The following is a 21,384-nucleotide window of genomic DNA, read 5'->3' as shown; positions in this document are numbered from 1 at the left end:
GGTTTCCCCCGTCTACATTGTACTTTCTGATGTCTGATCGGGCGTTGCGAAGCGACCGGCGTCGCCGTTGAGGCGATTGCGCTCGATGACCTCGGGATCGAGAACCGGAATGAGCTCGTTCGGGTCCTTCGTCAGCTTGACGCGGCCATCAAACTCGGCGCCCTCGGCGATCATGAGCTTCTGATGCGTGATGTCGCCCTCGACGTGCGCACCTGCCTGAAGCTTGACGGAGACGGCGCGGATCGAGCCTCGCACGCCGCCGCGCACTTCGATGGCTTCTGCGCAGACCATGCCGACGACGGAGCCTTCCTCGGTGATGACGACCTGCTTGCCGTGGACGTTGCCGCGAATGTCGCCGTCAACCTGCAACTTGTTGGCGGAAATGATGGTGATGCGGTCGCCGAGAATGGTGAGATCGGTGCCGATGACCGATGTTCCGCTCGGTGCCGTCGCAGATCTTTCAAACGGTGAGGGCGCTGAGCGCGGCGCTGGTGACGCCGGCGTCGCTGCGAGGGGTGTGGGGCCGAGCTTGGGTTGCGGCAGACCGTTCTTAGTGGGATCGGTGTTGAACACGAGGTCACCTCCAGCGCGCATCGCGCATCCATTACATGAAAACAAATTGGTGCTTTCCCCGCTGGCCGTATCGGTCACACACATCCGCGGCGTTTTTTTGTCGGCGCCGCGTCAGAACGTGGTGCGCCTCACAAACGCCGCGCGCTGTGATGATGGTGCGCGCCATGCCAACAGGGGGCCAAGCTCATGGATAAGAACGAGATCGTCGTGCAGACGCTCGCGAGCATTCAGAGCACGGCAGTGAAGATCGCAGCGATGCCGGCGCATGCGCGCGATGAAGCACTCGACGAGGCGCATCACGCCTACGCCAGTGCCATGCACAACATCGGACAGGACAATGTCGCCGCTGGGCGCTGGGTGGAAACGGTGATGACCGCCGTTCGCGTGCTCGTCATGGAGATCGACCGCAACGGCGGGCCGGGACAGGGCGCCTGAGCGCGCGTTCGGGCTTGCGGTGTCGTGGGCATGTTCAATCGTCCGGCAACCAACAGATTTGCGTGAGCGATCTGCATGAAAGGCGAATGCAACGTTGATCACGCCTCGGCTTGGCCGCACAATGACCGCGGCAGCGCGAGTGTGAGCAAATGCGTCCGCAGCAGCTTCAGTCCTCCCGTAGCGGTGTTCTTTCGCGTCTCGACGACGTGGAGCTGGTAGCGGCCCTGCTCGAGCGCTCAGCTGGCGGCACAAGTGCATTTTGCGCCGAGCGTGGGGCGCCAATGGCGCCCGTTCCCGCGGAGAGGCTGCGCTGGCATCTGCGTGTGCGTGAGGCCAGCGCTAGCGGCTTCACAAAGGCGCAAAGGAAAGTGCGGGCCACGGCGCGAGCAGCGCTTCATCCACGCATCATCGCGGGTATCAGAGCCGTCGCGCACTTCGTCATCGACTTGGCGCGCGTGCTGTTGGTCGTAGCGTCGGGGCTGGTGGCGGTGGCCGTCGCGGTTATGCTCGCAGCGCCACCAAATTAGGGGCTGAGGTCGCCCTGCGGATCGCTGCTGCCATAGACGGCGGCGCAGGTGCGGTCGTCTTCCAGTTTCTTGGCGAGATCGGTCGCGCCGCCCGGTGCCTTGCCGGCCTGATGGTCGATGTGGCGCTGCTCGCACCACTGCCAGCGTGGATCGGACTTGGACGTGACGGGCGCGGCGTTCTTATCGATCGAACCGGTTTCAATCGCCGACTGGGTCGGGCTGGCGGCTGCTTCACGCGTTTGCGTTTGCCGGCGCGCGACGTTGGTGTCGGACTTGGCGCGGCGATAGCTCTTCGTAACTTGGCCGGAGCGGATCGCGTCGGCTGCACAGCCGCCGAGAAGCCCGGTCGCCACGACGCCGATCACCAGCCAGTTCATGCGGATTTTCGGCAGCATTGCCTGTCCCCCAAGTGACGCGCGCAGCAGAATCACGGCGGCGACGCTTACATCCGGGCTATCTGATTTGGCGAATGGCTGACAGGATCGAGGGCCTGGATCGGCCCCAAGTGACCTATTTTATTGTGCAAATCCTGTGCGGGGCGGCGGCTGCCATGGCCATATCGCAGTTGCGAAGCTGAATAGGGCGTCCACTGCATTAATGCTGGCGCTGACGCAGGCAAATCAGCGAAACTCTAAATCTCGTGTATTCGCAAGGCAGTGCGTGTGGATGGGCGCTTTTTTGGGGGGACGCCATGTCACGCAAGCGGGGGCATACCTTAGACAGCCTCAACGACAGCGCGGTCACGTGGTTCTTCATCGGGCTTCTGATGATCGCCGGAATTGCCGGTCTGCTCGGTCAACTCGTGATCAGCTGAGGCCGCCGGATCGAACAGTCGGGCTGCAACCTCACCACCCGTGGGAGCCTGAGCGTGTGCGCGCTCGCGGATGTGCACGGAGCTCGCCGGTTAGCCCGCGCGAGGCGGCGCGGCACCGGTTGAATTCTTACGTTTATCTCACCTGCTGTCGCATAATGCGAAGCCATCGCGCCGGGCGGCAATTTGGCCGGCCCTGGGATAAGCGTTCTTGACGAAATCGGAAGTGGTTCGCCCTACGGTACGCGCGCGGGCCGCCCCATCTGAGATATGTGGCCAAGCCCATCGTCTATAGGGGAGAAGTTCATGAGCCAGGATCTCATCGCCGATACCAAAAGCAAGCTCGACGATCTGGAGCAGCGCATCAAGGCAGCCCGCGTCGCCCCCGGTGCGACCGGCGAACTGAGCGATGCTGCGCAGAAGGATTGGGAAAAGATGGTCGAGATGCATAGCGACATCCGTCGCAAGCTCGACGCGCAGCCTGATCATCCGGTCGGCGTGGTCGAGGGCATCCGGTTCGACGTCGATATCCTGCGCACCACTTTCGAAAAGTGGGTGGCGAAGGTTGAAGGTAAATTCGACGAGTAGGTTTTAGCTGACACGAGCGGAGAGAAGCTTGTTGTGCGGCGACTGTGGCAGGGACCCAGTCACGTCTCCAGCAATGCGACGCGTGCGGTGTGCGATCGCGTGCAGACAAAAAAATACGGTGGTCGATTGCTCGACCACCGTATCGATACCGCAGTAAATCGACAGCTTAGATGATGTCGATTTCGGCCGGCATATAGGAAGTGACCTCGAGGCCAACTTCCTGCTCACGCACCTGCGGCTTGTTCCAGGTCTTCATGGGTAGTTTCCTCCTTGAGCGGAGGACGAAAAAGGGCTTCGTCCCCCCACAGCGGTATAAGTTGCCGCACCGGGGGCTGCAACCGGATTCTTGCGCTTTTGGTTATGGATATGCGGCTTTGCTCGACGACTGGGCAGCCTTCGCAGTGCACCAGAATAAGTGGCAATACGGATTACTGACTTTCGGCGTCGTCTTCCTGATTCCACTTCTTGACCGAGGTCAAGATCGAGGGGCGGCAAGGACCGAGCGGACCCTCGACCATGGAGGTTTCCTCGCCGCGCATGCCCGCGTCGCGATAGTTCTTATCGCAGTACGCCTTTTGTGCAGCTTCGAGTTCAGCCTTCGACTTTTGCTTCGCTGCATCGGGGTCGGTAATGCCGGCGATTTCCGTCGGGGCGGGTGCCTGGCCCGGGGCCGGCAGGTTGTCGAGCGTCGGCGGCACCACGAGCGGCGCACGCTCAGCGAGCTTGGGATCGCCGCCCTTGACCTTGGTGCCATCGGACAGGCCGACGGCGTCGAAGATGCCGCCGTTGAACTGAATGTCGTCGGTTCCGCAACCGGTTAGCGCCAGCGATAAACCGGCTGCAAGCAGCGGCAGGATCGGGCTGGAAGTACGGAATTTCGGCGGCATGTCTTTCCCCCGGGGCGCCTCTTCGCGCTCTCAATCCCGCGCAAACTCTAGAGCCTTGTCGTGCTTCTTATCGGAAACCCGTTCGGCACTTTTCCGGAAGCACTCTAGGCAGCGCTTTGCGCTAATGCACTGCGCTACAACGACTTTGCGGCGTCTTTGCGACTCGCCGACAGGGAGTCATATAGCAGCCCTATGACGCCCGCCACAATGGCCACATCGGCGATGTTGAAGACATACCAATAGAAGCCGAAGGCGTGCATCGAGAAGAAGTCGGCGACCCCACCGAGGACCAGACGGTCGATGGCATTGCCAATGGCGCCGCCCATGATAAGGCCGAGTGAGACGGCGAGCAGGCGGTTGGAGGCGCCTCTGGCGAGCCAGATCCATAGTGCGATGGTTGCCAGCAGCCCGAAGCCCGCCAGCATGATCTGGCCGGCGTAGCTCTCCTGATCGAACATGGAGTAGCTGATGCCGATGTTCTTGACATAGACGAGATCAAGGAACGGGGTGACGAAGACGCGTCCTTTGTCCTCGATGCCGTAGACGTGCAGCATCCACCACTTGTGCGCCTGGTCGATGGCGAGCGTCGCCAGAAACACGGTGAAGCCAAGGCACGAGTACGGGCCCCAGAGCCAGCTGCGCGGGGCGGACGTGTCAGCGGTCATATGGCACCCTCGGCGCGGGCGTCGAATTCGCGGACGGCTTCGGCGTCGCGCGGCGACAGTTCCGGGAACTCCGGGTCGGCGCCGACGTCGGGGAGCACGCGCCAGGAGCGCGCGCACCGCTTGCCTTCGGCGAGCTTGGGCACCACGCCAACGCCAGCCACGTCGGGGAGCGTGAAGGCGTCCTCGGGCGGCGCCTTGGCGATGAGGCGCGCCTGACTGGTGATGGCGACCTCGGCCAAGTCGACGCCTTCGAGCGCGCGCAGGAGGTCGGGGTCGGCGACGTAGACTTCGGGCGCGGCCTCGAGGCTGGAGCCGATGCGCTTGGCGGCGCGCTCCAGCTCGAGTGCGCCGGTGACGACGCGGCGGACATCGCGCACCTTCTCCCATTTGGCGGCCAGTTCATCGTCGCGCCAGGACTTATCCAGCTCGGGGAAGGTTTCGAGATGGATCGAGCCTTCGCGATCGGGGCGGCGCGCGAGCCAGGCTTCCTCGGCGGTGAACGACAGGATCGGTGCGAGCCAGGCAACGAGCGCGTTGAAGATCTCGTCGATGACGGTGAGCGCGGCGCGGCGCTTCATGCTGGAATACGGCTCGCAGTAGAGCGTGTCCTTGCGGATGTCGAAGTAGAACGCCGAAAGCTCGGTGTTCATGAACTGCGACAGCACGGCGACGATCTTGCGATAGTCATAGGCGAGGTAAGCAGTGCGCACTTCCTCGTCGAGCTCGATCAGACGATGCAGCATCAGCCGCTCGAGCTCGAGTTCGCGCATATCCTTGAATTTGACGCGCTCGTCCTCGTCGAGGTGGGCGAGGGCACCGAGCATCCAGCGCACCGTGTTGCGCAGCTTGCGGTAGGCCTCGGCGGCCGACTGGACAATGGCAGGTCCGAAGCGGATGTCGTTGGTGGTGTCGGCCGATGCGACCCACAGGCGCAGGATGTCGGCGCCGGACTTAGCCATCACGTCCTGCGGCGAGAGCGCGTTGCCCTTCGACTTCGACATCTTCTCATCCCCCTTTTCGTCGAGGATGAAGCCGTGCGTGAGCACCACGTCATAAGGTGCGCGGCCGCGGGTGCCGCACGATTCCAGCAGCGAGGACTGGAACCAGCCGCGGTGCTGGTCGGAGCCTTCGAGGTACATGACGCGATCCTTGCCGCCGTCGCGCACGCGCTTGACGCCGGCGAGCGTCGGGAAGTGATGCGGGTCCTCCAGCGTGAAGGCGTGCGTCGAGCCTGAATCGAACCAGACATCGAGAATGTCGCGCACCTGCTCCCAGTTCCCCGGATCGTCGACGAGGCCATCGAGAAACCGCTCGGTTGCGCCGTCCTCGAACCAGACGTCGGCGCCGCGCTCGGAGAAGGCGTGCGTGACGCGCGCGATCAGCTCCTTCGACTTGGCGAACTTCTGCGAAGGGATGATGTCGCCCGTTTCCTTGTGGCGGAAGACGGTGATGGGGACGCCCCAGGCGCGCTGACGCGAGACGACCCAATCGGGGCGTCCGTCGACCATGCTGCGGATGCGGTTCTCGCCCGTGCCCGGTACCCACTCGGTTTCCTCGATCGCCTTGAGCGCAAGCTGGCGCAGGGTCTGGTTGTTGCCCTTGGGGATGCCCTTCACGGGCTTATCCATGGCGATGAACCACTGCGGCGTGTTGCGGAAGATGACCGGCTTCTTGGAGCGCCAGGAATGCGGGTACTGATGCTTGACGCGACCGCGCGCGATGATGTTGCCGGCGTCGGCCAGCGCCTTGATGACGGCGTCGTTGGCGTCGCCCTTGTCGCCCTTCTCGGTGAGCACGCGCTTGCCGGTGAAGCCTGGCGCCTCGGCGGTGAGCACGCCGTCGGCGTCCACGGTGAAGGGGATGGTGGTGTCGATGCCGCGATCGCGCAGTGCTTTCTGGCTGGCGACCCAGATGATGTAGTCGTCGGCGCCGTGGCCCGGTGCGGTGTGCACGAAGCCGGTGCCGGTGTCGTCGGTGACGTGGTCGCCGTCGAGCAGGGGCACGTCGAAGGTGTAGCCGAGCGCGGCGAGCGGGTGCGCGGCGACGAGGCCGGCCAGCTGCTCGGGGGGGACGTCAGCGCGGCGTTCGAAGGCTTCGACCTTGGCGGACTTCATCACGTCGGCGGCGAGCTTGTCGGCAAGGATGAGCTTGTCGCCAACCTTGGCCCAGTTGCCCTCGGGCGCGGCGGTGATCTCGTAAAGGCCGTAGCCGATCTTGGATGAGAACGAGATAGCGCGGTTGCCGGGGATGGTCCACGGTGTGGTCGTCCAGATCACGACCGATGCGCCCTTGAAAGTCGCGTTCGTCTCGAGCGCGGAATTGAAACCTTCCGCTGTAGTCGGCGTAAAATCTCGGGCGACGGAGGTGTCGTTGTTTGTTGTAATCACCTTGGTCCTGACGGGGAACTTCACCCAGATCGTGTCGGACTGATAGTCCTGGTACTCGACCTCGGCCTCGGCGAGCGCGGTCTTTTCAACGACCGACCACATCACGGGCTTCGACCCGCGATAGAGCGTGCCGTTCATGGCGAACTTCATGAGTTCGCCCGCGATCACGGCCTCGGCCGGATAGTCCATCGTCTTATAGGGATGGTCCCAGTCGCCGATGACGCCGAGACGCTTGAACTCGCCGCGCTGCACGTCGATCCAGTGTGCGGCGAACTCGCGGCACTCGCGGCGGAACTCGTTGATCGGCACCGCGTCCTTGTTGCGGCCTTTGGCGCGGTAGGCTTCCTCGATCTTCCATTCGATCGGCAGGCCGTGGCAGTCCCAGCCGGGCACGTAGTTGGAATCGAAGCCGAGCATTTGCTGCGATTTGACGACGAGATCTTTCAGGATCTTGTTGAGCGCGTGGCCGATGTGGATGTTGCCGTTGGCGTAGGGCGGGCCATCGTGCAGCAGGAACTTCGCGCGGTTGCGGCCCTTCTCGCGCAGGCGCTCGTAGAGGCCGATTTCGGCCCAGCGGGCGAGCAGGCGCGGCTCGAGGTCGGGGAGACCGGCGCGCATCGGGAACGGCGTTTCGGGCAGGAACAGCGTTTTGCCCCAGTCGCGCGAGGAGGCATCACCCTCTGCCTGCGCGGAGGCGGCATCGCCAGCGGCCTGCTTGTGTTTGTCCTTGGCAGCGTTGTCGCCGCCATTGTCCTTCGCCATGGTCTTAATCTTTCCGGTGTTCCGGTTGGTCTCCGGCATCTGGCCGGCGTTCTAGCAACATGGTCGACACGTTGCCACCATCGGCTTTCCCTCTCCCCGCTGGCGGGGAGAGGGCTAGGGTGAGGGGCCGAAAAGAGCGCCGAAGCAGCAGGCTGCCCCTCTCCCCAACCCTCACCCCATAAAAATGGGGAGAGGGAGCTACATGGAGGCGAGGATGTCGCGGGCTTGGGCGACGTCCTTTTGCATCTGCTCCACGAGGGCCTCGCTCGAATCGAATTTGCGGTCGGGCCGGATGAAGTCGACGAACTCGACCTCGATGACCTTGCCATAGAGATTGTCATCGAAGTCGAACAGGAAAACCTCCAGCACCGGCATTCCGTTATCGTACGTCGGGCGCGTGCCGAGGTAGGCGGCGGCGTCGTGGCGCGCGCCATCGACGATGACGCGGACGGCATAGATGCCGTGACCGAGCGCGGTGCCGCGGGGCAGCGGAATGTTGGCGGTGGGAAAGCCGAGGCCGGTGCCGCGCTGGGCGCCGCCGACGACGGTGCCCTCAACGCGCCAGGTGCGGCCAAGAAGCTCAGCTGCGCCCCTGACGTCACCCTGGGCAAGACGCAGCCGGATGGCGCTGGAGGAGAACACCTCTCCGCCTTCGGCGACTGGAGGAATGATGGTCACGCCGAAGCCCGCCCGGTCTGCGGCCTCGCGCATCGTATCGGGCGTGCCGCTGCGTTGGTGGCCAAAGAAGAAATCATAACCGATCACGACGTGGCGGGCGCCAAGGCCTTTGACGACGACGTCGTCAATGAAGTCGATGGCCGATAGTCCGGCGAGGGCCTTGTTGAAGTCGAGCACGACGGCGAGATCGAGCCCAGCCGCTTCGAGGAGGCGCAGTTTCTGCGGTAGCGGCGTCAGGTGAAAGTGCGGCTCCTCGGGATGGAAGAACTCGCGCGGGTGCGGCTCGAACAGGATCGCGCCGGACGGCGCGCCGAGTTGCCGCCCAGTTGTGGCGGCGACGCGCAGCAGCTCCTGGTGGCCGCGATGAACGCCATCGAAATTGCCGATGGCGAGCACGGCTCCGCGCGCTTGCGCCGGCACCTCGTTATAGCCGTGGACGATGAGCATAGTGCCTCGGCGGGACCAGATTGCTCAGATGGACAGGGCTTATCGCAGCTTCAAGCCGGGCGGGTTGGAACCATGAGCACGGCCTCGCCCTGCACGACGGCCTTGCCGTTGACGGTGCATACGCAGTCGAAGCGGGCGCGCTTTTTCTCAGGGATCAGCTCAGCCACCTTGACCGTAGTGACGACAACGTCGCCGATTTTGACCGGCGCCTTGAAGTTCATTGTCTGCGAAATGTAGATCGCGCCTGGGCCTGGCAGCTCCATTCCGAACACGGCCGAGATGAACGCGGCGGAGAGCATGCCGTGGGCGATGCGCTCTTTAAAAATGGTGCCGGCGGCGTAGTCGGGGTCGATGTGAACGGGGTTCCGGTCACCGGAGACGTCGGCGAAGGCGCGGATGACGTCGGCGGTCACCGTGTTGGAGGTGCTTGCCTCCTGTCCGACGCTAAGATCTTCGAAATAAACGCTCTTCGGCGTCGTGCCCATGCTTAATCCCTTCCCGTTCGTGGTGCCGTCCCCGCGGCCGGCGGCACACTATCTGCGCTGCACCATCGGGGCAACTCGGGCGGGTGCGCTGAGGCTGGAAGGATCTGCAACCGGGGGCGGCGTTGTTGCCGTCGGGGCCCCTAAGGGCTATAAGGCGCCCATTCCCCAGTTGCCCCAGAAAAGATTTGGCCCTGCGGACCGACGCAGGAAGCCGGAGGTTAAGCCCCTATGAGCGACCGTAGACCCCTGATGCCCAAGGCGACGGCCGTATGGCTCGTCGAGAACACCTCGCTGACGTTCGACCAGATTGCTTCGTTTTGCGGCCTGCACGTCCTGGAAGTGAAGGGTATCGCCGACGGCGATGTGGCTCAGGGCATCAAGGGCCTCGACCCCGTCACCTCTGGGCAGCTGACGCGCGAGGAAATCGAGGGAGCGGAGGAGAATCCGGCCCGGGCGCTTCGCCTTGCCGAGCCGAAGGTGATCGTGCCCGAGACGCCCACCCGGAAGGGCCCGCGGTATACGCCGGTGTCGCGCCGCCAGGACCGCCCGAACGCCGTCGTCTGGCTGTTGCGCAACCACCCGGAGTTGAAGGACAGCCAGATCATGCGTCTGGTTGGCACAACGAAGCCGACCATCCAGCAGATCCGCGACCGCTCGCACTGGAACGCGGCGAATCTTACCCCGCAAGACCCGGTAACCCTTGGACTTTGCTCGCAGATCGACCTCGACGCCGAGGTGAAGAAGGCGGCGCGCCGGGTGGAGCGCGAGCGTAAGGACATGCCCGACATCGAGCAGGCCGGGACGCTTTTGCCGACCGAGGAGACGACGGCCGAGCGCCGCGTCGAGATCGTGCAGCCCCGTCATGCGGAGGAGCGCGAGGAGACCGAGCAGGAAGAGCAGGCCCGCGTGTTCGCCAAGCTCAAGGAGCTGTCGGGTGGGGAACGCCGCGACGAGGAAGACGAGCAGTAAGTTCCAGGCGACACAAGCTGAGGGAAGCATGCCGTGCGGCTGGGCTTGCGCCCGCTGAAATCTGGCGCTCGCGCCGGGCGCCCTTGGCGCCTTGCCGCTTCGCGGCGCTTTTCTCCAGGTGACGCTAGTGTCGAGAAGCTTTGTGTGCGGCTGGGTCGCGCGAGCTGATGGCCGCGGCTTTTTTTGCGCTGCCGATTCACGTCCTCGTTGATAGACGATCGGAGCGTGGGCGCGGGGCGCCTTGCGTCCTTGCCGCTTCGCGGCCGAGGGGAATCGGCTCTCTCAACCTCACCCTCGGGCTTGTCCCGAGGACCCAGCCATCCCCTATTGCGGTTACGCGTGGGAGGATTGGCTACTGTGAATCCTCGGCATGAAGCCGAGGATGACAAGTGGGCTTCCCGTAGGCCGGCCAGCGTCGGCATGGGGGGAGGCCTCAGCAGGACAGTTGGCCTTGAGCCGAGGTCGATGCGCGGCGGCGGAAGAGCACAGAAGAGCGCGCGCCGAAATGGTGCGGCGTCAGGCGGCTGCAGTACTGAGCGATACTCGCGTGCCCACGCTATTCGAGTGCGAGGGGCACCACGACAATCAGCAACATCAGCAGGATCCACAAGGCGATCGTCTGCTGTTTGAGTTCACTCATGGCCATCTCCCACTGCGGACCATGCGGTAGAAACAGAGTAGCGCCTTCCTTTCCGTCGCAACAGCTGGATCAGCGAAGATTTTTGAGGATTGGCACAGCATCTTCGCCCAGCAATTGGGCAATGGGATATCGGCATTGCCGGGCGGGAGCGCTTTCGCTAGCGTCATTGCGAATATGCGGATACCCCGCGTGCACTTAGCCACCGAGCGCCAGCCCCAACATGCCCTCCAATCCGTTTAATGAACACCTCGAGAAGAACCGCGCCAACTACCAGCCGTTGACACCGCTGCAGTTTTTGCAGCGCGCCGCGCTCGTCTATCCGAACCATCCGGCCATCATTCACGGGGCGCGGCGTTTTACCTACGGCGAGTTTTATGCCCGCTGCCGACAGCTTGCATCGGCGCTGGCAGCGCGCGGGATCGGCGAGGGCGACACCGTCTCGGTGATGCTGGCGAACACGCCGGCCATGCTGGAAGCGCACTACGCGGTGCCGATGCTGGGTGCGGTGCTGCATACGATCAACACGCGGCTCGATGCGCCGATCGTAGCTTTCCAGCTCGATCATGCCGATGCGAAGTTCTTCATCACCGACCGGGAATTCGCGCCGCTGTCGAAGGCCGCGCTGGAGCAGGCGAACGTGAAGCCGCCGGTGGTCGACTACGACGACAAGGAATTCCCGCAGAGCGGCGAGCGGTTGTCGGACGTCGAATATGAGGACTTCATCGCGGCGGGCGATCCGGAATTCGAGTGGTCGATGCCCTCGGACGAGTGGAATGCGATCTCGCTCAACTACACGTCCGGTACGACCGGCAACCCGAAGGGCGTCGTCTACCATCATCGCGGTGCGGCGCTGATGTGCTACGCCAACAATCTCGAAGCGGGCATGGGGCAGCATCCGGTCTACCTGTGGACGCTGCCGATGTTCCACTGCAACGGCTGGTGCTTCCCGTGGTCGCTGTCGGCGGTTGCCGGCACGCACGTGTGCCTGCGCTGGGTGCGCGCCAAGGCGATGTACGACGCGATCGTCGAACACCGGGTGACGCACATCTCCGGTGCACCGATCGTGATGGCGACGCTGCTCAATGCATCGCCGGACGAGAGGCGATCCATCGAGCACAAGGTGTCGTTCAATCATGCTGCCGCTCCGCCGCCGCAAGCGGTGATGGACGCGATGGCGGCGGCCGGTTTCCACCTGACGCATCTCTACGGGCTCACCGAGACTTACGGCCCGGCGGTCGTCAACGAGTGGAACGTCGACTGGAACGGCCTCGACGAGGCGGGGCGGGCGTTCAAGCGGACGCGGCAAGGTGTGCGCTATCTGGCGCTGGAAGACCTCACCGTGATGGACCCGTCGACGATGCAGCGGGTGCCGGCAGATGGCGAGACCATCGGCGAGGTCATGTTCCGCGGCAACATCGTGATGAAGGGTTATCTGAAGAATCAGAAGGCGACCGATGAAGCTTTCGAGGGGGGCTGGTTCCACTCAGGCGATCTCGGCGTGCTCTATCCCGACGGCTACATCCAGCTGAAAGATCGTTCGAAAGACATCATCATCTCGGGCGGCGAGAACATCTCATCGATCGAGGTCGAGGATGTGCTCTACAAGCATCCGGCCGTCGCCTATTGCGCGGTCGTCGCCAAGCCGGACGACAAGTGGGGCGAGACGCCATGTGCGTTCATCGAACTGCGTCCAGGCATGGACGCGACGATGGATGAATTGATGGATTGGTGCCGCGAGCGGCTGGCAAAATACAAGTGCCCGCGGCACATCGTGTTCGCGGAGGTGCCGCGCACGTCGACAGGCAAGATCCAGAAATTCAAGCTGCGTGAGATGGCGAAGGACGCCTGAGCAAAGTGAAAGGCGCACGGCTGAGGCTGTGCGCGCGGATTGCTCGTACACCGCCCAAGAGAAGGCGAGCGGTGACCGCTCGCCTGGTCATTGGGGGGATTTGCGCTAGTGGCGAGTCTCGCTTTCGCTGAGACGGGTGATCTCGTCTTTGAGTTTCAGCTTTTCCAGCTTCATACGGTAGATTTCTTGGTCATCCGAACCGGGGCGGGTGACCTCTGCTTCAATTCTACGCTCGAGAAGTTTGTGCTTCTCCGCTAGCTCTGCGATGTGAGCTGCAAGCGCCATCATGGTCCTCCATGAGCTGTTGAAGACACATAGTAGCGTGCCAGATGATTGTGGCGTTGTCCAACCCCAGAAGGGTTCAGGTGATGCGTAATTTTTGATGAAAATGGGAACTCCTGCCAAGCTGCGCTTATCGCTATTGCGCTAGCGACATAGACGTCATAAGCGGTCGTCTCGCGTGCCAAGTGCTTGCTATCAGCTGGGAACAGGTCGATAGTCCGCCCGCTCGCACGGTGTTTAAGAGGGGCATTGACCGAGCCGGCCAATGAAACGCATCGACGAGAGAGAGCTTCGGGACGAACTGGTCAGGCTCAGGGCGGAGCACCGCGAGCTGGACGACCAAATCATTTTGCTTGAAGATTCGTCCACGGCGGATCAGTTGCTGGTGAAACGCCTGAAGAAGAAGAAGCTCGCCATCAAGGATCGCATGATGGCGATCGAGGACCAGCTTCTCCCTGATATTATCGCCTAGCTGCCCATTGCTGCTTCCCTATGGATGACGGCCGTTCATGCGATGCTCGAAGGCCAGTCGCATAGGCTCGCTGGCCGGGCTTTGACGGCGACAAAGCGCTTGTCTTAAGCGTCTGGCTCCTGTAATCCCGCGCTTTCTTTCGGCCGGACGCAGCGAAAATGAGCACCGCAAACGCCGTCGTCGGCATCATCATGGGCAGCCAGTCCGACTGGCCGACGCTCAAGAAGGCCGCCGAAATCCTCGATGAGCTGAAGGTTCCTTACGAGACGCGGATCGTGTCGGCGCATCGCACGCCCGACCGCCTCTATGAGTATGCGAAATCGGCGAAGTCGCGTGGGCTCAAGGTGATCATCGCGGGTGCGGGTGGGGCGGCGCATTTGCCGGGAATGACTGCGGCGATGACCCCGCTGCCGGTGCTCGGCGTGCCGATCCCGGTGACGGCGCTCAACGGGCAGGATGCGCTCTACTCCATCGTGCAGATGCCGGCGGGCATTCCGGTCGGCACACTGGCGATCGGCGAGCCGGGTGCGAAGAACGCCGGGCTTCTGGCGGCGCAGATCCTCGCCGTTTCCGATGCAGAGCTGATGGGGCGCATCGAAGCCTATCGCGCGGCGCGTACGGCGAGCGTCGCCGAAGTGCCGAAGTGAGGTTCTCGGTTCGATGAAGGCACTACCTCCCGGCTCGACCATCGGCATTCTCGGCGCCGGCCAGCTAGGGCGCATGCTGTCGATTGCAGCTGCGCAACTCGGCTTCAAGTGCCACATCTATAGTGACGTGCCGGGCCCGGCGTCGGATGTTGCCGTCTCGACGACGATCGGGCCGTACGAGGACCTCGACAAGATCGCCAAGTTCGCGGCCGAGACTGACGTCGTCACCTATGAATTCGAGAACGTGCCCGTTGAAGCCGCCGCTGCGGTGGAGCGCGTTCGGCCGGTGCGGCCAGGGCTGAAAGCGCTGGAAGTGGCGCAGGACCGCTTCAAAGAAAAGAGCTTCATTGCATCGCTCGGACTGCCGTTGCCGGCGTTCGCCGCGGTCGATAGCGCTGACGATTTCGCAGCCGCAATCGAGACGGTCGGCGCGCCGTCGATGCTGAAGACGCGGCGGCTCGGCTATGACGGCAAGGGGCAGGCGCGCATCGGCAGGGCGGATGAGCTGCCGGCGGCATTCGAGGCAGTCGGGCGTGCTCCGGCGACGCTCGAAGCGATGGTGCCGTTCAAGTTCGAGGTTTCGGTGCTGCTGGTGCGTGGGCTCGATGGCGTGAGCCTCGCCTACGACATTCCACAGAACCATCACGAGGGAGGCATCCTCCGGACGTCCACGGTGCCGAGCATACTGCCACCGGAGCACCAGAAGCTGGCGCTTCAGATCGCTGGCCGGCTGGCCGATGCGCTGGGCTATGTCGGCGTGATGGGGGTTGAGATGTTCTACGTCGGCGAGGGGCCGCAGCCCTTGCTGCTCAACGAGTTCGCGCCGCGGGTGCACAACTCCGGCCACTGGACCATGGACGCGTGCGCGGTGGGACAGTTCGAGAATCACATCCGGGCTGTGGTCGGCTGGCCGTTGGGGGCGACGGGGCGGCATTCGGACTGCCAGATGACCAACCTCATCGGCGACGACGTCGCGGCTTGGCCGGAATTGGCTGCGGAGGCAGGGGCTTGCCTGCACCTCTACGGGAAGAAGCAGGCCCGTCCCGGGCGCAAAATGGGGCACGTCAACCGGCTCACGGCGCGGTCGGGGATGGGTAAATAGGTCCTTTCACAGGGCGGATGGACAATTTAACCGCCTTTTGCTAGTGAAGCGCCCATCCACAAGGGCAGACGGGATGTCGCTGGCTCGGCCGCGGCTCTCCATGCCGTATTTTTATTGGTCAAAAGGTCAGGCAAAGGAAGCAACCGCTTGCAGGTTCTCGTCCGCGACAACAACGTCGATCAGGCTCTCAAGGCGCTCAAGAAGAAGATGCAGCGCGAGGGCATTTTCCGTGAGATGAAGCTCCGCAACTACTTCGAGAAGCCCTCCGAGCGTAAGGCTCGCGAGAAGGCTGAGGCTGTGCGCCGCGCCCGCAAGCTGGCTCGCAAGCGCGCTCAGCGTGAAGGCCTGCTGCCCGGCAAGGTCGCGGCTCCGGCTGCTGCTGGTCCGCGCCGCTAAACGACTTCTGCTCCTGACCGAGCGATCCTGATGCGCCCTGAGCCTATGCTCACGGGCGCATTTGTCGTTTGAGTTTTTGTTTTCGACTGACGCAAGCTGAGAGAAGCTTGTTGTGCGCCGAGCGTTGCTCAAGTCGATGTCCGCCCCATTCGGCGCGGGTCCGTTGCGCCCTTGCCGCTGAGCGGCCGTGCGCACGTCGCCGCCCCACCCCTTACCAGGAGAGCGTGTGCAGTCTTGGCGAACGATGCCAGATGTTACACGCTGCCCTGCACCGCGGCTCCCCGCGGATGATTGATGGGGTGAGCATGACGAACTTCTTTTCTTATTCGATTTGCGTGGCGGTCGCTGTTTCGGCTGTTCTCGGCGTAGCCTGCTCTGCTGATGCCGAGGAGCTGGCGTTTCGCACACCGTCCAACAATATTCATTGTCAGGTGGAGCCGCCGTTCGAGGCGGGCCAGCCGACGATGCTTCGTTGCGATGTCATGCAGCGTGACAATGCGGATCCGCCGATGCCTGCCGATTGCGATGCAGATTGGGGCACGGCATTCTACGTGACCGATCGCGACGAGCCGGGCGCGCGGATGTGCGCGGGCGATACCGTCAAGGGAACTGCCCCGGTGCTGCAATATGGCAGCACGTGGAGCGGGGCCGACTTTGAATGTCTGTCAGAGACGAGCGGCCTTAAGTGCCAGAACGGCAGCGGGCACGGATTTGCCCTGTCGCGGCGTGTGCAGAAACTGTTCTGAGGGGGCTTACTGCGCCGCGCCTTCGATACGTTGATCGGTTTCGCGCATCTGGCCTTTCATCACCGCATCGATCCAACGGAACATCTCGTCGTACGATCCGTGGATGTGATGATCGGAGTGGCCGGCGCGCGGAAAGGTGACGATCTCCTTCGGTGCATTGGCGGCGTTGTAGACGGCGCGGCCCATCTCGACAGGAATGACCCGGTCGGCCTCGCCATGCAGGATGAGAAGCGGCGCAGTTACGCGCGGCAGGTAGCGCACGGTCTCATAGCGATCGAACACGAACGGGCGCACCGGCAGATACGCGTACTCGAGGGCCGCGACGTCGACGATGGTGGTGTAGGGGGCGTCGAGTACGAGGCCGGCGATCTCGTTGGCCGCGGCAAGCTGCACGGCGACACCGGAGCCAAGAGACTCGCCATAGACGAAGATCTCATCGGGGGCGACGCCGTCGGCGATTAGCGCATCATAGGCTAGCTTTGCATCCGCGACGTTGTTGCGTTCGCTCGGCGAGCCGGTGGATCCGCTGTAGCTTCGATAGCTCATGAACAGCACGCCATAGCCGCGCGAGACGTAGCGGCGAACGCGCTCGGCGCGTGATGCCAGATTTCCGGCATTGCCATGGAAGTAGAGGATCGTCGGCTGGCCGGGCGCCGGTTTCGCGAACCACGAGATAAGTCGCGCGCCGTCGGGTGCATCGATGATGCGCTCCGTGACCCCGGGCAAGTTGAACGATGCGGGCGATACGCGTTCTGGGTCGGGGAAATACATGAGGCGGCGCTGCAGGATGAATGCGGCGATCGCGACGATGGCATAGACGGCGAAGAGCCCCGCCACGAGCTTCATGATTAGCTGCATGCGCTGTCAATCCGCTCGGCCAAGATCGGTTCCCTGCTTCCGAACACCGCTTCAATCTATCCCGGCACGGAGCCGGGGGCGAAGCCCAATGACGATCTTTGCATAACAAGCTGGCGTAAGGCTTTGCCAAACCCGAAGATTTCTATCAATCGGAGATGCAACTCAGGGATGGCTGACGGGTAACGCGTCGGCGGTGTCCCCGCCAGCGCCTGTTCAAGCGGCCAGCGCGCGCACCGGATCGACATAGGGCAGGCCCAACGCCGCGGCGACCGCGGGGTAGGTGATCTGCCCACCGAACACGTTGAGGCCAGCGAGTAGATGCGGGTCGGTGCGCAGGGCGGCGAGCGTCCCCTTGTTGGCGAGTTCGAGCACGAAGGGCAGGGTCGCGTTGTTGAGTGCGAATGTCGATGTGCGCGCGACGGCGCCTGGCATGTTCGCCACGCAATAATGCACGACGCCGTCAACGACATAGCTCGGGTTGGCGTGCGTCGTCGGATGCGATGTTTCGGAGAAGCCACCCTGGTCGATGGAGATATCGACGATGACGGAGCCGCGCTTCATCTCTTTCACCAGTTCTTTGGTGATGAGCTTGGGTGCGGCGGCGCCGGGCACGAGCACCGCGCCGATGACGAGATCGGCCTGCAGCACGTAGTCCTCGATCGCTTGACGCGTTGAGAAGATGGTGTTGAGCGAGGCAGCGAACTGCTGGTCGAGCGCGTAGAGGCGCTCGATGTTGACGTCGATGCACGTCACCGCAGCCTCGAGACCGATGGCCATGCGCACCGCGTTGACGCCGGCAACGCCGCCACCAATAACGACCACGTTCGCGGGGGCGACACCCGCCGAGCCGCCGAGCAACATGCCGCGGCCGCCCTGCTCCATCTCCAGGCAATGCGCGCCCGCTTGGATCGACATCCGCCCGGCAATCTCGCTCATAGGTGAGAGCAGCGGCAGCCCCCCGCGCACGCCGGTCACCGTCTCGTAGGCAATGGCTATGACGCCGGAGCGCATCAGGTCTTTCGCCTGCTCAGGGTCGGGTGCGAGGTGCAGGTAAGTGAAGAGCGTCTGTCCGGGGCGCAGCATTGCGCGCTCGACGGCCTGCGGCTCCTTTACCTTCACGATCAGGTCGGCGGCGGCGAACACTTCGGCTGCGTCCGGCAGGATGGTGGCGCCCGCACGGCGGTAATGGTCGTCGGTGATGTCTATGCGCTCGGCTGCGCCCGATTGGACGAACACCTCGTGCCCGTGAGCGACGAGCTCGCGCACCGACGCGGGGACAAGGCCGACGCGGTACTCGTGGACCTTGATTTCCTTCGGCACGCCGATGCGCATTCTGTGAGCCCTCTATTGGATTGCCGGCCTCAGCCTATTGGGGCGCACGCAGCCGGCCAACCGGCGATTATCGCCTCTCCCCAACCTTGCAGTTGCGAAATACAGCTCTTGGTTGTCAGCAGGTTGAAGGGTAAGCGAAAAAAATAGCGCGGCGGGGCCGCGCTATTTTCGTTCGATGTTGAATGTCTCAGTGCGTTTTGAGCCAGTTGTCGACGGCCTTCTTCACCTGGTCCTTGGCGAAGCCGTAGCGCGATTGGATCAAGCCTTCGAGTTGCTCGCGGTTGCCGTTGACCTGTGCCAGGTCATCGTCAGTGAGCTTGCCCCACTGCTGACGAACCTTGCCCGAGAACTGCTTCCAGTTGCCTTCAACGCGATCCCAATTCATCGCTCATCTCCCTGGTTTATCGCCGGTCTGGAACGCGAAGCGTTCGCCGGCGGCGGGATAGTCTGCAGCCATGCCTGAACAAGTGACGTAGGGATCGGGCGGCAATTGAAGCAATTTGTGCTTGTGCGCGCGGCGGGTATTTCAGCCAGTCATCATTTCGCCGAACTCTGGGTCCGGTTATGGGGGTGAGCGGGAACGATATCTCTTGAGATATCATGGGGGTATTCATGTCGGTTCCCGCGCGGCGCCATGAGGCGCATTCACCCGAACGCTACAGCTTCGACTTTGTGCGAGAGCGACCCGAAAACACGCTGGGGCCGCTCGACGCCGGGGAGCCGATCTACCCGCCGCGCAAGCGTGGCAGCAGCATGCTGAGCGCGAGCCTGGTGCTGCTGGTACTGTTTGGCGGCGGATGGGCTGTGGTCAATGCACCTGGCGATTGGCTCGCGCAGGTGGGTGAGCGCGCGGCGCTGCTCATGCACATGCTCGATGGCCGCCAGTCGGGGATGGCGGAAGCCAATCTCGCTGCGACTGCGCCGGCGGGTACGGCTGCCTCGCCACCGCCTGCTGAATCCGGTGCCGCGCCCATGGTGCCGACGATCGAGCCGCATGCGACGATCGCCGTCGATGCGCCCGTGCCGCCCGATGCGGCACCGGTTGAAACGGCATCGATCGATGAAGCTGCGCCGGAGGAAGAAGGCGATCCGCAGCCGCTGCCACCGCCGCAGGTCGATCCGAAAGATCCCTATCAGCGACGGGCGATGGCGGCGGGGCTGCACCCCGATCTTTCGCGTGCGTTGCTGGCGCGGCTGACGGCGGCGGACTATCGAAATGCGGCGTATGCCATCGACACGGCAATTGCGAAGACCGCGAATGGAGCGGAGTTCGTATGGCCGCGCCAGCGCAAGCCGGAACAGGCGCTATTTCGCGTGCATTTCGTGAAGGGGGCGGCAGTGCAGGGGTGTCGGCGCTATGTCGTCACAGTGTCGAAGGACGGCTGGTTGACGACAGCGCTGCCGATGGAGCGCTGTTCGCCCGGAGGGGATGACAAGAAGACGAGTAGCGGCGTGCATCCGCGGTCTGATGTCAGCGCTCGTTGAGCTGACGCTGGCATATCTCGCGCCACTTGCTCTTGGTGATGTGCGTGCCAGTGTCCCAGGTATCCATGCACTGGGCGATCTTCTCTTTGTTGCTCAGCCCCTTCGACTCGGTCTCGGGGATCACGGCTTCCGCGCCGGCCTTGTAATTGCGCGTGCCCTTACGGCTGCCGGGGTCGGTCAGCAGCGGATTGGCCGAGGGTGAATTGAGTAGGGGATCGGTCAGCGACGGCGTCGTGATGGGTGACGGCGAGGTCGACGTAACCGGTTCGGCCAGCACCGGCGTAGCAGCGGCGGTGGCGACGAGCAAACTCAGGCGAAGCTTGATCATGGCGTCAGAATATATCGTTGCGGGTTGGGCGTAGCACATAAGCTAGCGGTGTTGGTGAAGCCTTTGCAAGGTTCGGTGTCGTTGTGAAGCAGACCAGAGCAACCGAGCCATGCGAAGGGTGTTTAGCCGGCGGACGATAGCCCGCTTTGTTGAAGAATTCGCAGCGCTGCCTGGCAGGGAACGAGAAATGTCTGCCAGTCGCCAGGGTTCTTCGGGTCGACATCATAACGAAAGCCATTTTCGGGGGCCGCGGCACCCTTGGCGATGACACCGATCAAATTGCCTTTCTCATCGATCACGGGGCCGCCGGAACTGCCGGGCAGGGAATCGACGGTAGAGGCAATGTAGGTGTAGGGCGCACCGCGGAATTCGGCGCGGCCGAGGCCGACGAATTTGCCGCGGCTCCAGCGCTTCGTCTCGCTCATGCCCTTCAGTGATTTGCGCTGTGTGACGCCGGGAAAGCCGATGGCGTAGACCTCCTGGCGCAAAGCGTCGTTGCAGCTGTCGCCGATCCGCAAAGGCGCACCCATCGGCGTCCTGGTGGGGGCCGTTACTTTGACGACGGCGATGTCATAGGCGTCGTCGACCTGGACGGGGCGAACGTCACCGAGGCGGGCGGAACGGGCCGCGCGCGTGATGCCGTCGGACTCAAAGCGCGGCTGGTTGATGTCGGCGGTGAGGTAGCGGTTCGGCTGCCGACAATCGTCGACGGCGTGGCCCGCGGTGATGAAGTAGAAGTCGGTGCGCTTGCCGTTCTCGCGCTTGCCGACGAGGAAGGCGCTGGCGACGTAGCGGCCGCCGCGGCCCTCGCAGACGAAAGCATAGACCGAGTTCCACGCGGCGCGCACGGCGGCGGGTTGCTTGCCGACGAAGAAGCCTTCATCGGCCGCGGACGGCAGCGAGATCAGCGCGGCGAAGCCAAGCGCAAGAAGGTGGCTACAGAGGCGCTTTGCGCGTTCCGAAGTGTGCAAGCCTAGCCCCTCGATCGATTGACCCGTCGGCCCTTCGATATGGAGCATTCGGGTAACGCTCG

The 21,384-nt window shown here is 63.4% G+C and carries 26 protein-coding genes; 12 read left to right on the top strand and 14 right to left on the bottom strand.

Annotation, left to right across the window (positions count from 1 at the left end; genetic code table 11):
* Positions 1–12: 12 nt before the first annotated feature.
* Positions 13–594: a polymer-forming cytoskeletal protein gene (locus ACP15D_RS09620; protein ID WP_424957300.1), complete on the bottom strand. Its 582-nt coding sequence runs from the start codon at positions 592–594 to the stop codon at positions 13–15.
* Positions 595–759: 165 nt separating this feature from the next.
* Here ACP15D_RS09620 and ACP15D_RS09615 point away from each other — a divergent pair, with 165 nt between their 5' ends.
* Together ACP15D_RS09615 and ACP15D_RS09610 are read left to right on the top strand one after the other, a co-directional pair.
* Positions 760–1,008, top strand: coding sequence for a hypothetical protein (locus tag ACP15D_RS09615; RefSeq protein ID WP_424957299.1), 249 nt, complete (start codon positions 760–762; stop codon positions 1,006–1,008).
* A gap of 149 nt (positions 1,009–1,157) precedes the next feature.
* Complete coding sequence (locus tag ACP15D_RS09610; protein WP_424957298.1) at positions 1,158–1,535, top strand: hypothetical protein; 378 nt, start codon at positions 1,158–1,160, stop codon at positions 1,533–1,535.
* Here ACP15D_RS09610 and ACP15D_RS09605 read toward each other — a convergent pair.
* Positions 1,532–1,930: a hypothetical protein gene (locus ACP15D_RS09605; protein WP_424957297.1), complete on the bottom strand. Its 399-nt coding sequence runs from the start codon at positions 1,928–1,930 to the stop codon at positions 1,532–1,534. The genes ACP15D_RS09610 and ACP15D_RS09605 overlap by 4 nt on opposite strands.
* A gap of 296 nt (positions 1,931–2,226) precedes the next feature.
* On the opposite strand from ACP15D_RS09605, the gene ACP15D_RS09600 reads away from it, so the two are divergent.
* The gene (locus ACP15D_RS09600; RefSeq protein WP_424957296.1) at positions 2,227–2,349 is read left to right on the top strand and encodes a hypothetical protein; all 123 of its coding nucleotides are present in this window, start codon (positions 2,227–2,229) and stop codon (positions 2,347–2,349) included.
* Between the two features lie 303 nt (positions 2,350–2,652).
* A complete protein-coding gene (locus ACP15D_RS09595) occupies positions 2,653–2,934 on the top strand; it encodes a hypothetical protein (RefSeq protein WP_424957295.1) in 282 nt (93 codons plus the stop codon).
* Positions 2,935–3,100: 166 nt separating this feature from the next.
* Here the strand turns inward: ACP15D_RS09595 and pqqA are convergent, their stop codons facing one another.
* The 6 genes from pqqA to ACP15D_RS09565 all read right to left on the bottom strand — a co-directional run bounded on the left by pqqA (position 3,101) and on the right by ACP15D_RS09565 (position 9,245).
* On the bottom strand, positions 3,101–3,190 hold the full coding sequence (gene pqqA, locus ACP15D_RS09590; RefSeq protein WP_068459431.1) for a pyrroloquinoline quinone precursor peptide PqqA: 90 nt from the start codon (positions 3,188–3,190) through the stop codon (positions 3,101–3,103).
* Positions 3,191–3,362: 172 nt separating this feature from the next.
* Positions 3,363–3,821: a hypothetical protein gene (locus tag ACP15D_RS09585; protein ID WP_424957294.1), complete on the bottom strand. Its 459-nt coding sequence runs from the start codon at positions 3,819–3,821 to the stop codon at positions 3,363–3,365.
* A 134-nt stretch (positions 3,822–3,955) separates the two neighbouring features.
* Positions 3,956–4,486: a signal peptidase II gene (gene lspA, locus ACP15D_RS09580; protein WP_424957293.1), complete on the bottom strand. Its 531-nt coding sequence runs from the start codon at positions 4,484–4,486 to the stop codon at positions 3,956–3,958.
* Positions 4,483–7,674, bottom strand: coding sequence for an isoleucine--tRNA ligase (gene ileS, locus ACP15D_RS09575; RefSeq protein ID WP_424957292.1), 3,192 nt, complete (start codon positions 7,672–7,674; stop codon positions 4,483–4,485). The genes lspA and ileS overlap by 4 nt, the downstream gene beginning before the upstream one ends.
* Before the next feature lie 159 nt (positions 7,675–7,833).
* Positions 7,834–8,760, bottom strand: coding sequence for a bifunctional riboflavin kinase/FAD synthetase (locus ACP15D_RS09570; RefSeq protein ID WP_424957291.1), 927 nt, complete (start codon positions 8,758–8,760; stop codon positions 7,834–7,836).
* Between the two features lie 50 nt (positions 8,761–8,810).
* On the bottom strand, positions 8,811–9,245 hold the full coding sequence (locus tag ACP15D_RS09565) for a MaoC family dehydratase (RefSeq protein WP_424957290.1): 435 nt from the start codon (positions 9,243–9,245) through the stop codon (positions 8,811–8,813).
* Positions 9,246–9,473: 228 nt separating this feature from the next.
* On the opposite strand from ACP15D_RS09565, the gene ACP15D_RS09560 reads away from it, so the two are divergent.
* Together ACP15D_RS09560 and ACP15D_RS09555 are read left to right on the top strand one after the other, a co-directional pair.
* Positions 9,474–10,214 carry a DUF1013 domain-containing protein gene (locus tag ACP15D_RS09560; RefSeq protein WP_424957289.1) on the top strand — a complete coding sequence of 247 codons (741 nt, stop codon included), beginning with the start codon at positions 9,474–9,476 and terminating at the stop codon, positions 10,212–10,214.
* Between the two features lie 860 nt (positions 10,215–11,074).
* A complete protein-coding gene (locus tag ACP15D_RS09555; RefSeq protein WP_424957288.1) occupies positions 11,075–12,703 on the top strand; it encodes an acyl-CoA synthetase in 1,629 nt (542 codons plus the stop codon).
* 105 nt (positions 12,704–12,808) lie between these two features.
* Here the strand turns inward: ACP15D_RS09555 and ACP15D_RS09550 are convergent, their stop codons facing one another.
* On the bottom strand, positions 12,809–12,991 hold the full coding sequence (locus ACP15D_RS09550; RefSeq protein WP_424957287.1) for a YdcH family protein: 183 nt from the start codon (positions 12,989–12,991) through the stop codon (positions 12,809–12,811).
* A gap of 259 nt (positions 12,992–13,250) precedes the next feature.
* On the opposite strand from ACP15D_RS09550, the gene ACP15D_RS09545 reads away from it, so the two are divergent.
* The 5 genes from ACP15D_RS09545 to ACP15D_RS09525 all read left to right on the top strand — a co-directional run bounded on the left by ACP15D_RS09545 (position 13,251) and on the right by ACP15D_RS09525 (position 16,348).
* The gene (locus ACP15D_RS09545) at positions 13,251–13,457 is read left to right on the top strand and encodes a DUF465 domain-containing protein (RefSeq protein WP_424957286.1); all 207 of its coding nucleotides are present in this window, start codon (positions 13,251–13,253) and stop codon (positions 13,455–13,457) included.
* Between the two features lie 158 nt (positions 13,458–13,615).
* Positions 13,616–14,104 (top strand): 5-(carboxyamino)imidazole ribonucleotide mutase, encoded by a 489-nt coding sequence (purE, locus tag ACP15D_RS09540; RefSeq protein ID WP_424957285.1) that lies wholly within the window; start codon positions 13,616–13,618, stop codon positions 14,102–14,104.
* A 13-nt stretch (positions 14,105–14,117) separates the two neighbouring features.
* On the top strand, positions 14,118–15,206 hold the full coding sequence (locus ACP15D_RS09535) for a 5-(carboxyamino)imidazole ribonucleotide synthase (RefSeq protein ID WP_424957284.1): 1,089 nt from the start codon (positions 14,118–14,120) through the stop codon (positions 15,204–15,206).
* Positions 15,207–15,353: 147 nt separating this feature from the next.
* Positions 15,354–15,602, top strand: a complete 249-nt coding sequence (gene rpsU / locus ACP15D_RS09530; RefSeq protein WP_072371535.1) for a 30S ribosomal protein S21 — start codon at positions 15,354–15,356, stop codon at positions 15,600–15,602.
* Positions 15,603–15,826: 224 nt separating this feature from the next.
* Positions 15,827–16,348, top strand: coding sequence for a DUF6636 domain-containing protein (locus ACP15D_RS09525; protein ID WP_424957283.1), 522 nt, complete (start codon positions 15,827–15,829; stop codon positions 16,346–16,348).
* 6 nt (positions 16,349–16,354) lie between these two features.
* Here ACP15D_RS09525 and ACP15D_RS09520 read toward each other — a convergent pair whose 3' ends face one another.
* The 3 genes from ACP15D_RS09520 to ACP15D_RS09510 form a co-directional block, all read right to left on the bottom strand.
* Positions 16,355–17,206 (bottom strand): alpha/beta hydrolase, encoded by an 852-nt coding sequence (locus tag ACP15D_RS09520; protein WP_424957282.1) that lies wholly within the window; start codon positions 17,204–17,206, stop codon positions 16,355–16,357.
* A 213-nt stretch (positions 17,207–17,419) separates the two neighbouring features.
* Entirely contained in the window at positions 17,420–18,538 is a 1,119-nt protein-coding gene (gene ald, locus ACP15D_RS09515) for an alanine dehydrogenase (protein ID WP_424957281.1), read from the bottom strand.
* Positions 18,539–18,725: 187 nt separating this feature from the next.
* A complete protein-coding gene (locus tag ACP15D_RS09510) occupies positions 18,726–18,923 on the bottom strand; it encodes a CsbD family protein (protein WP_424957280.1) in 198 nt (65 codons plus the stop codon).
* 215 nt (positions 18,924–19,138) lie between these two features.
* Between ACP15D_RS09510 and ACP15D_RS09505 the strand changes: the two genes are divergently transcribed.
* A complete protein-coding gene (locus tag ACP15D_RS09505; protein ID WP_424957279.1) occupies positions 19,139–20,023 on the top strand; it encodes a hypothetical protein in 885 nt (294 codons plus the stop codon).
* Here the strand turns inward: ACP15D_RS09505 and ACP15D_RS09500 are convergent.
* Together ACP15D_RS09500 and ACP15D_RS09495 are read right to left on the bottom strand one after the other, a co-directional pair.
* A complete protein-coding gene (locus tag ACP15D_RS09500; protein WP_424957278.1) occupies positions 20,010–20,351 on the bottom strand; it encodes a hypothetical protein in 342 nt (113 codons plus the stop codon). The genes ACP15D_RS09505 and ACP15D_RS09500 overlap by 14 nt on opposite strands.
* A gap of 122 nt (positions 20,352–20,473) precedes the next feature.
* Entirely contained in the window at positions 20,474–21,370 is an 897-nt protein-coding gene (locus ACP15D_RS09495) for a S1 family peptidase (RefSeq protein ID WP_424957277.1), read from the bottom strand.
* Positions 21,371–21,384: the final 14 nt, after the last annotated feature.

It is taken from the genome of Hyphomicrobium sp. 1Nfss2.1, assembly GCF_965243865.1.
GTDB lineage: Bacteria > Pseudomonadota > Alphaproteobacteria > Rhizobiales > Hyphomicrobiaceae > Hyphomicrobium_A.
Note: the sequence above shows the minus strand (reverse complement) of the source record. Positions and strands in the feature narration are given on the sequence as shown.

Excerpts from the sequence above, each read along its gene's own strand:
- ACP15D_RS09520 (WP_424957282.1), bottom strand. The coding sequence starts at position 17,206 with ATGCAGCTAATCATGAAGCTCGTGGCGGGGCTCTTCGCCGTCTATGCC.
- lspA (WP_424957293.1), bottom strand. The coding sequence starts at position 4,486 with ATGACCGCTGACACGTCCGCCCCGCGCAGCTGGCTCTGGGGCCCGTAC.
- ACP15D_RS09605 (WP_424957297.1), bottom strand. The coding sequence starts at position 1,930 with ATGCTGCCGAAAATCCGCATGAACTGGCTGGTGATCGGCGTCGTGGCG.
- ACP15D_RS09555 (WP_424957288.1), top strand. The coding sequence starts at position 11,075 with ATGCCCTCCAATCCGTTTAATGAACACCTCGAGAAGAACCGCGCCAAC.
- ACP15D_RS09565 (WP_424957290.1), bottom strand. The coding sequence starts at position 9,245 with ATGGGCACGACGCCGAAGAGCGTTTATTTCGAAGATCTTAGCGTCGGA.
- ald (WP_424957281.1), bottom strand. The coding sequence starts at position 18,538 with ATGCGCATCGGCGTGCCGAAGGAAATCAAGGTCCACGAGTACCGCGTC.
- purE (WP_424957285.1), top strand. The coding sequence starts at position 13,616 with ATGAGCACCGCAAACGCCGTCGTCGGCATCATCATGGGCAGCCAGTCC.
- ileS (WP_424957292.1), bottom strand. The coding sequence starts at position 7,674 with ATGCCGGAGACCAACCGGAACACCGGAAAGATTAAGACCATGGCGAAG.
- ACP15D_RS09500 (WP_424957278.1), bottom strand. The coding sequence starts at position 20,351 with ATGATCAAGCTTCGCCTGAGTTTGCTCGTCGCCACCGCCGCTGCTACG.
- ACP15D_RS09615 (WP_424957299.1), top strand. The coding sequence starts at position 760 with ATGGATAAGAACGAGATCGTCGTGCAGACGCTCGCGAGCATTCAGAGC.
- ACP15D_RS09560 (WP_424957289.1), top strand. The coding sequence starts at position 9,474 with ATGAGCGACCGTAGACCCCTGATGCCCAAGGCGACGGCCGTATGGCTC.
- ACP15D_RS09545 (WP_424957286.1), top strand. The coding sequence starts at position 13,251 with ATGAAACGCATCGACGAGAGAGAGCTTCGGGACGAACTGGTCAGGCTC.
- ACP15D_RS09585 (WP_424957294.1), bottom strand. The coding sequence starts at position 3,821 with ATGCCGCCGAAATTCCGTACTTCCAGCCCGATCCTGCCGCTGCTTGCA.
- ACP15D_RS09570 (WP_424957291.1), bottom strand. The coding sequence starts at position 8,760 with ATGCTCATCGTCCACGGCTATAACGAGGTGCCGGCGCAAGCGCGCGGA.
- ACP15D_RS09600 (WP_424957296.1), top strand. The coding sequence starts at position 2,227 with ATGTCACGCAAGCGGGGGCATACCTTAGACAGCCTCAACGACAGCGCG.
- ACP15D_RS09510 (WP_424957280.1), bottom strand. The coding sequence starts at position 18,923 with ATGAATTGGGATCGCGTTGAAGGCAACTGGAAGCAGTTCTCGGGCAAG.
- ACP15D_RS09550 (WP_424957287.1), bottom strand. The coding sequence starts at position 12,991 with ATGATGGCGCTTGCAGCTCACATCGCAGAGCTAGCGGAGAAGCACAAA.
- pqqA (WP_068459431.1), bottom strand. The coding sequence starts at position 3,190 with ATGAAGACCTGGAACAAGCCGCAGGTGCGTGAGCAGGAAGTTGGCCTC.
- ACP15D_RS09535 (WP_424957284.1), top strand. The coding sequence starts at position 14,118 with ATGAAGGCACTACCTCCCGGCTCGACCATCGGCATTCTCGGCGCCGGC.
- ACP15D_RS09620 (WP_424957300.1), bottom strand. The coding sequence starts at position 594 with ATGCGCGCTGGAGGTGACCTCGTGTTCAACACCGATCCCACTAAGAAC.
- ACP15D_RS09610 (WP_424957298.1), top strand. The coding sequence starts at position 1,158 with ATGCGTCCGCAGCAGCTTCAGTCCTCCCGTAGCGGTGTTCTTTCGCGT.
- ACP15D_RS09505 (WP_424957279.1), top strand. The coding sequence starts at position 19,139 with ATGGGGGTATTCATGTCGGTTCCCGCGCGGCGCCATGAGGCGCATTCA.
- ACP15D_RS09495 (WP_424957277.1), bottom strand. The coding sequence starts at position 21,370 with ATGCTCCATATCGAAGGGCCGACGGGTCAATCGATCGAGGGGCTAGGC.
- ACP15D_RS09595 (WP_424957295.1), top strand. The coding sequence starts at position 2,653 with ATGAGCCAGGATCTCATCGCCGATACCAAAAGCAAGCTCGACGATCTG.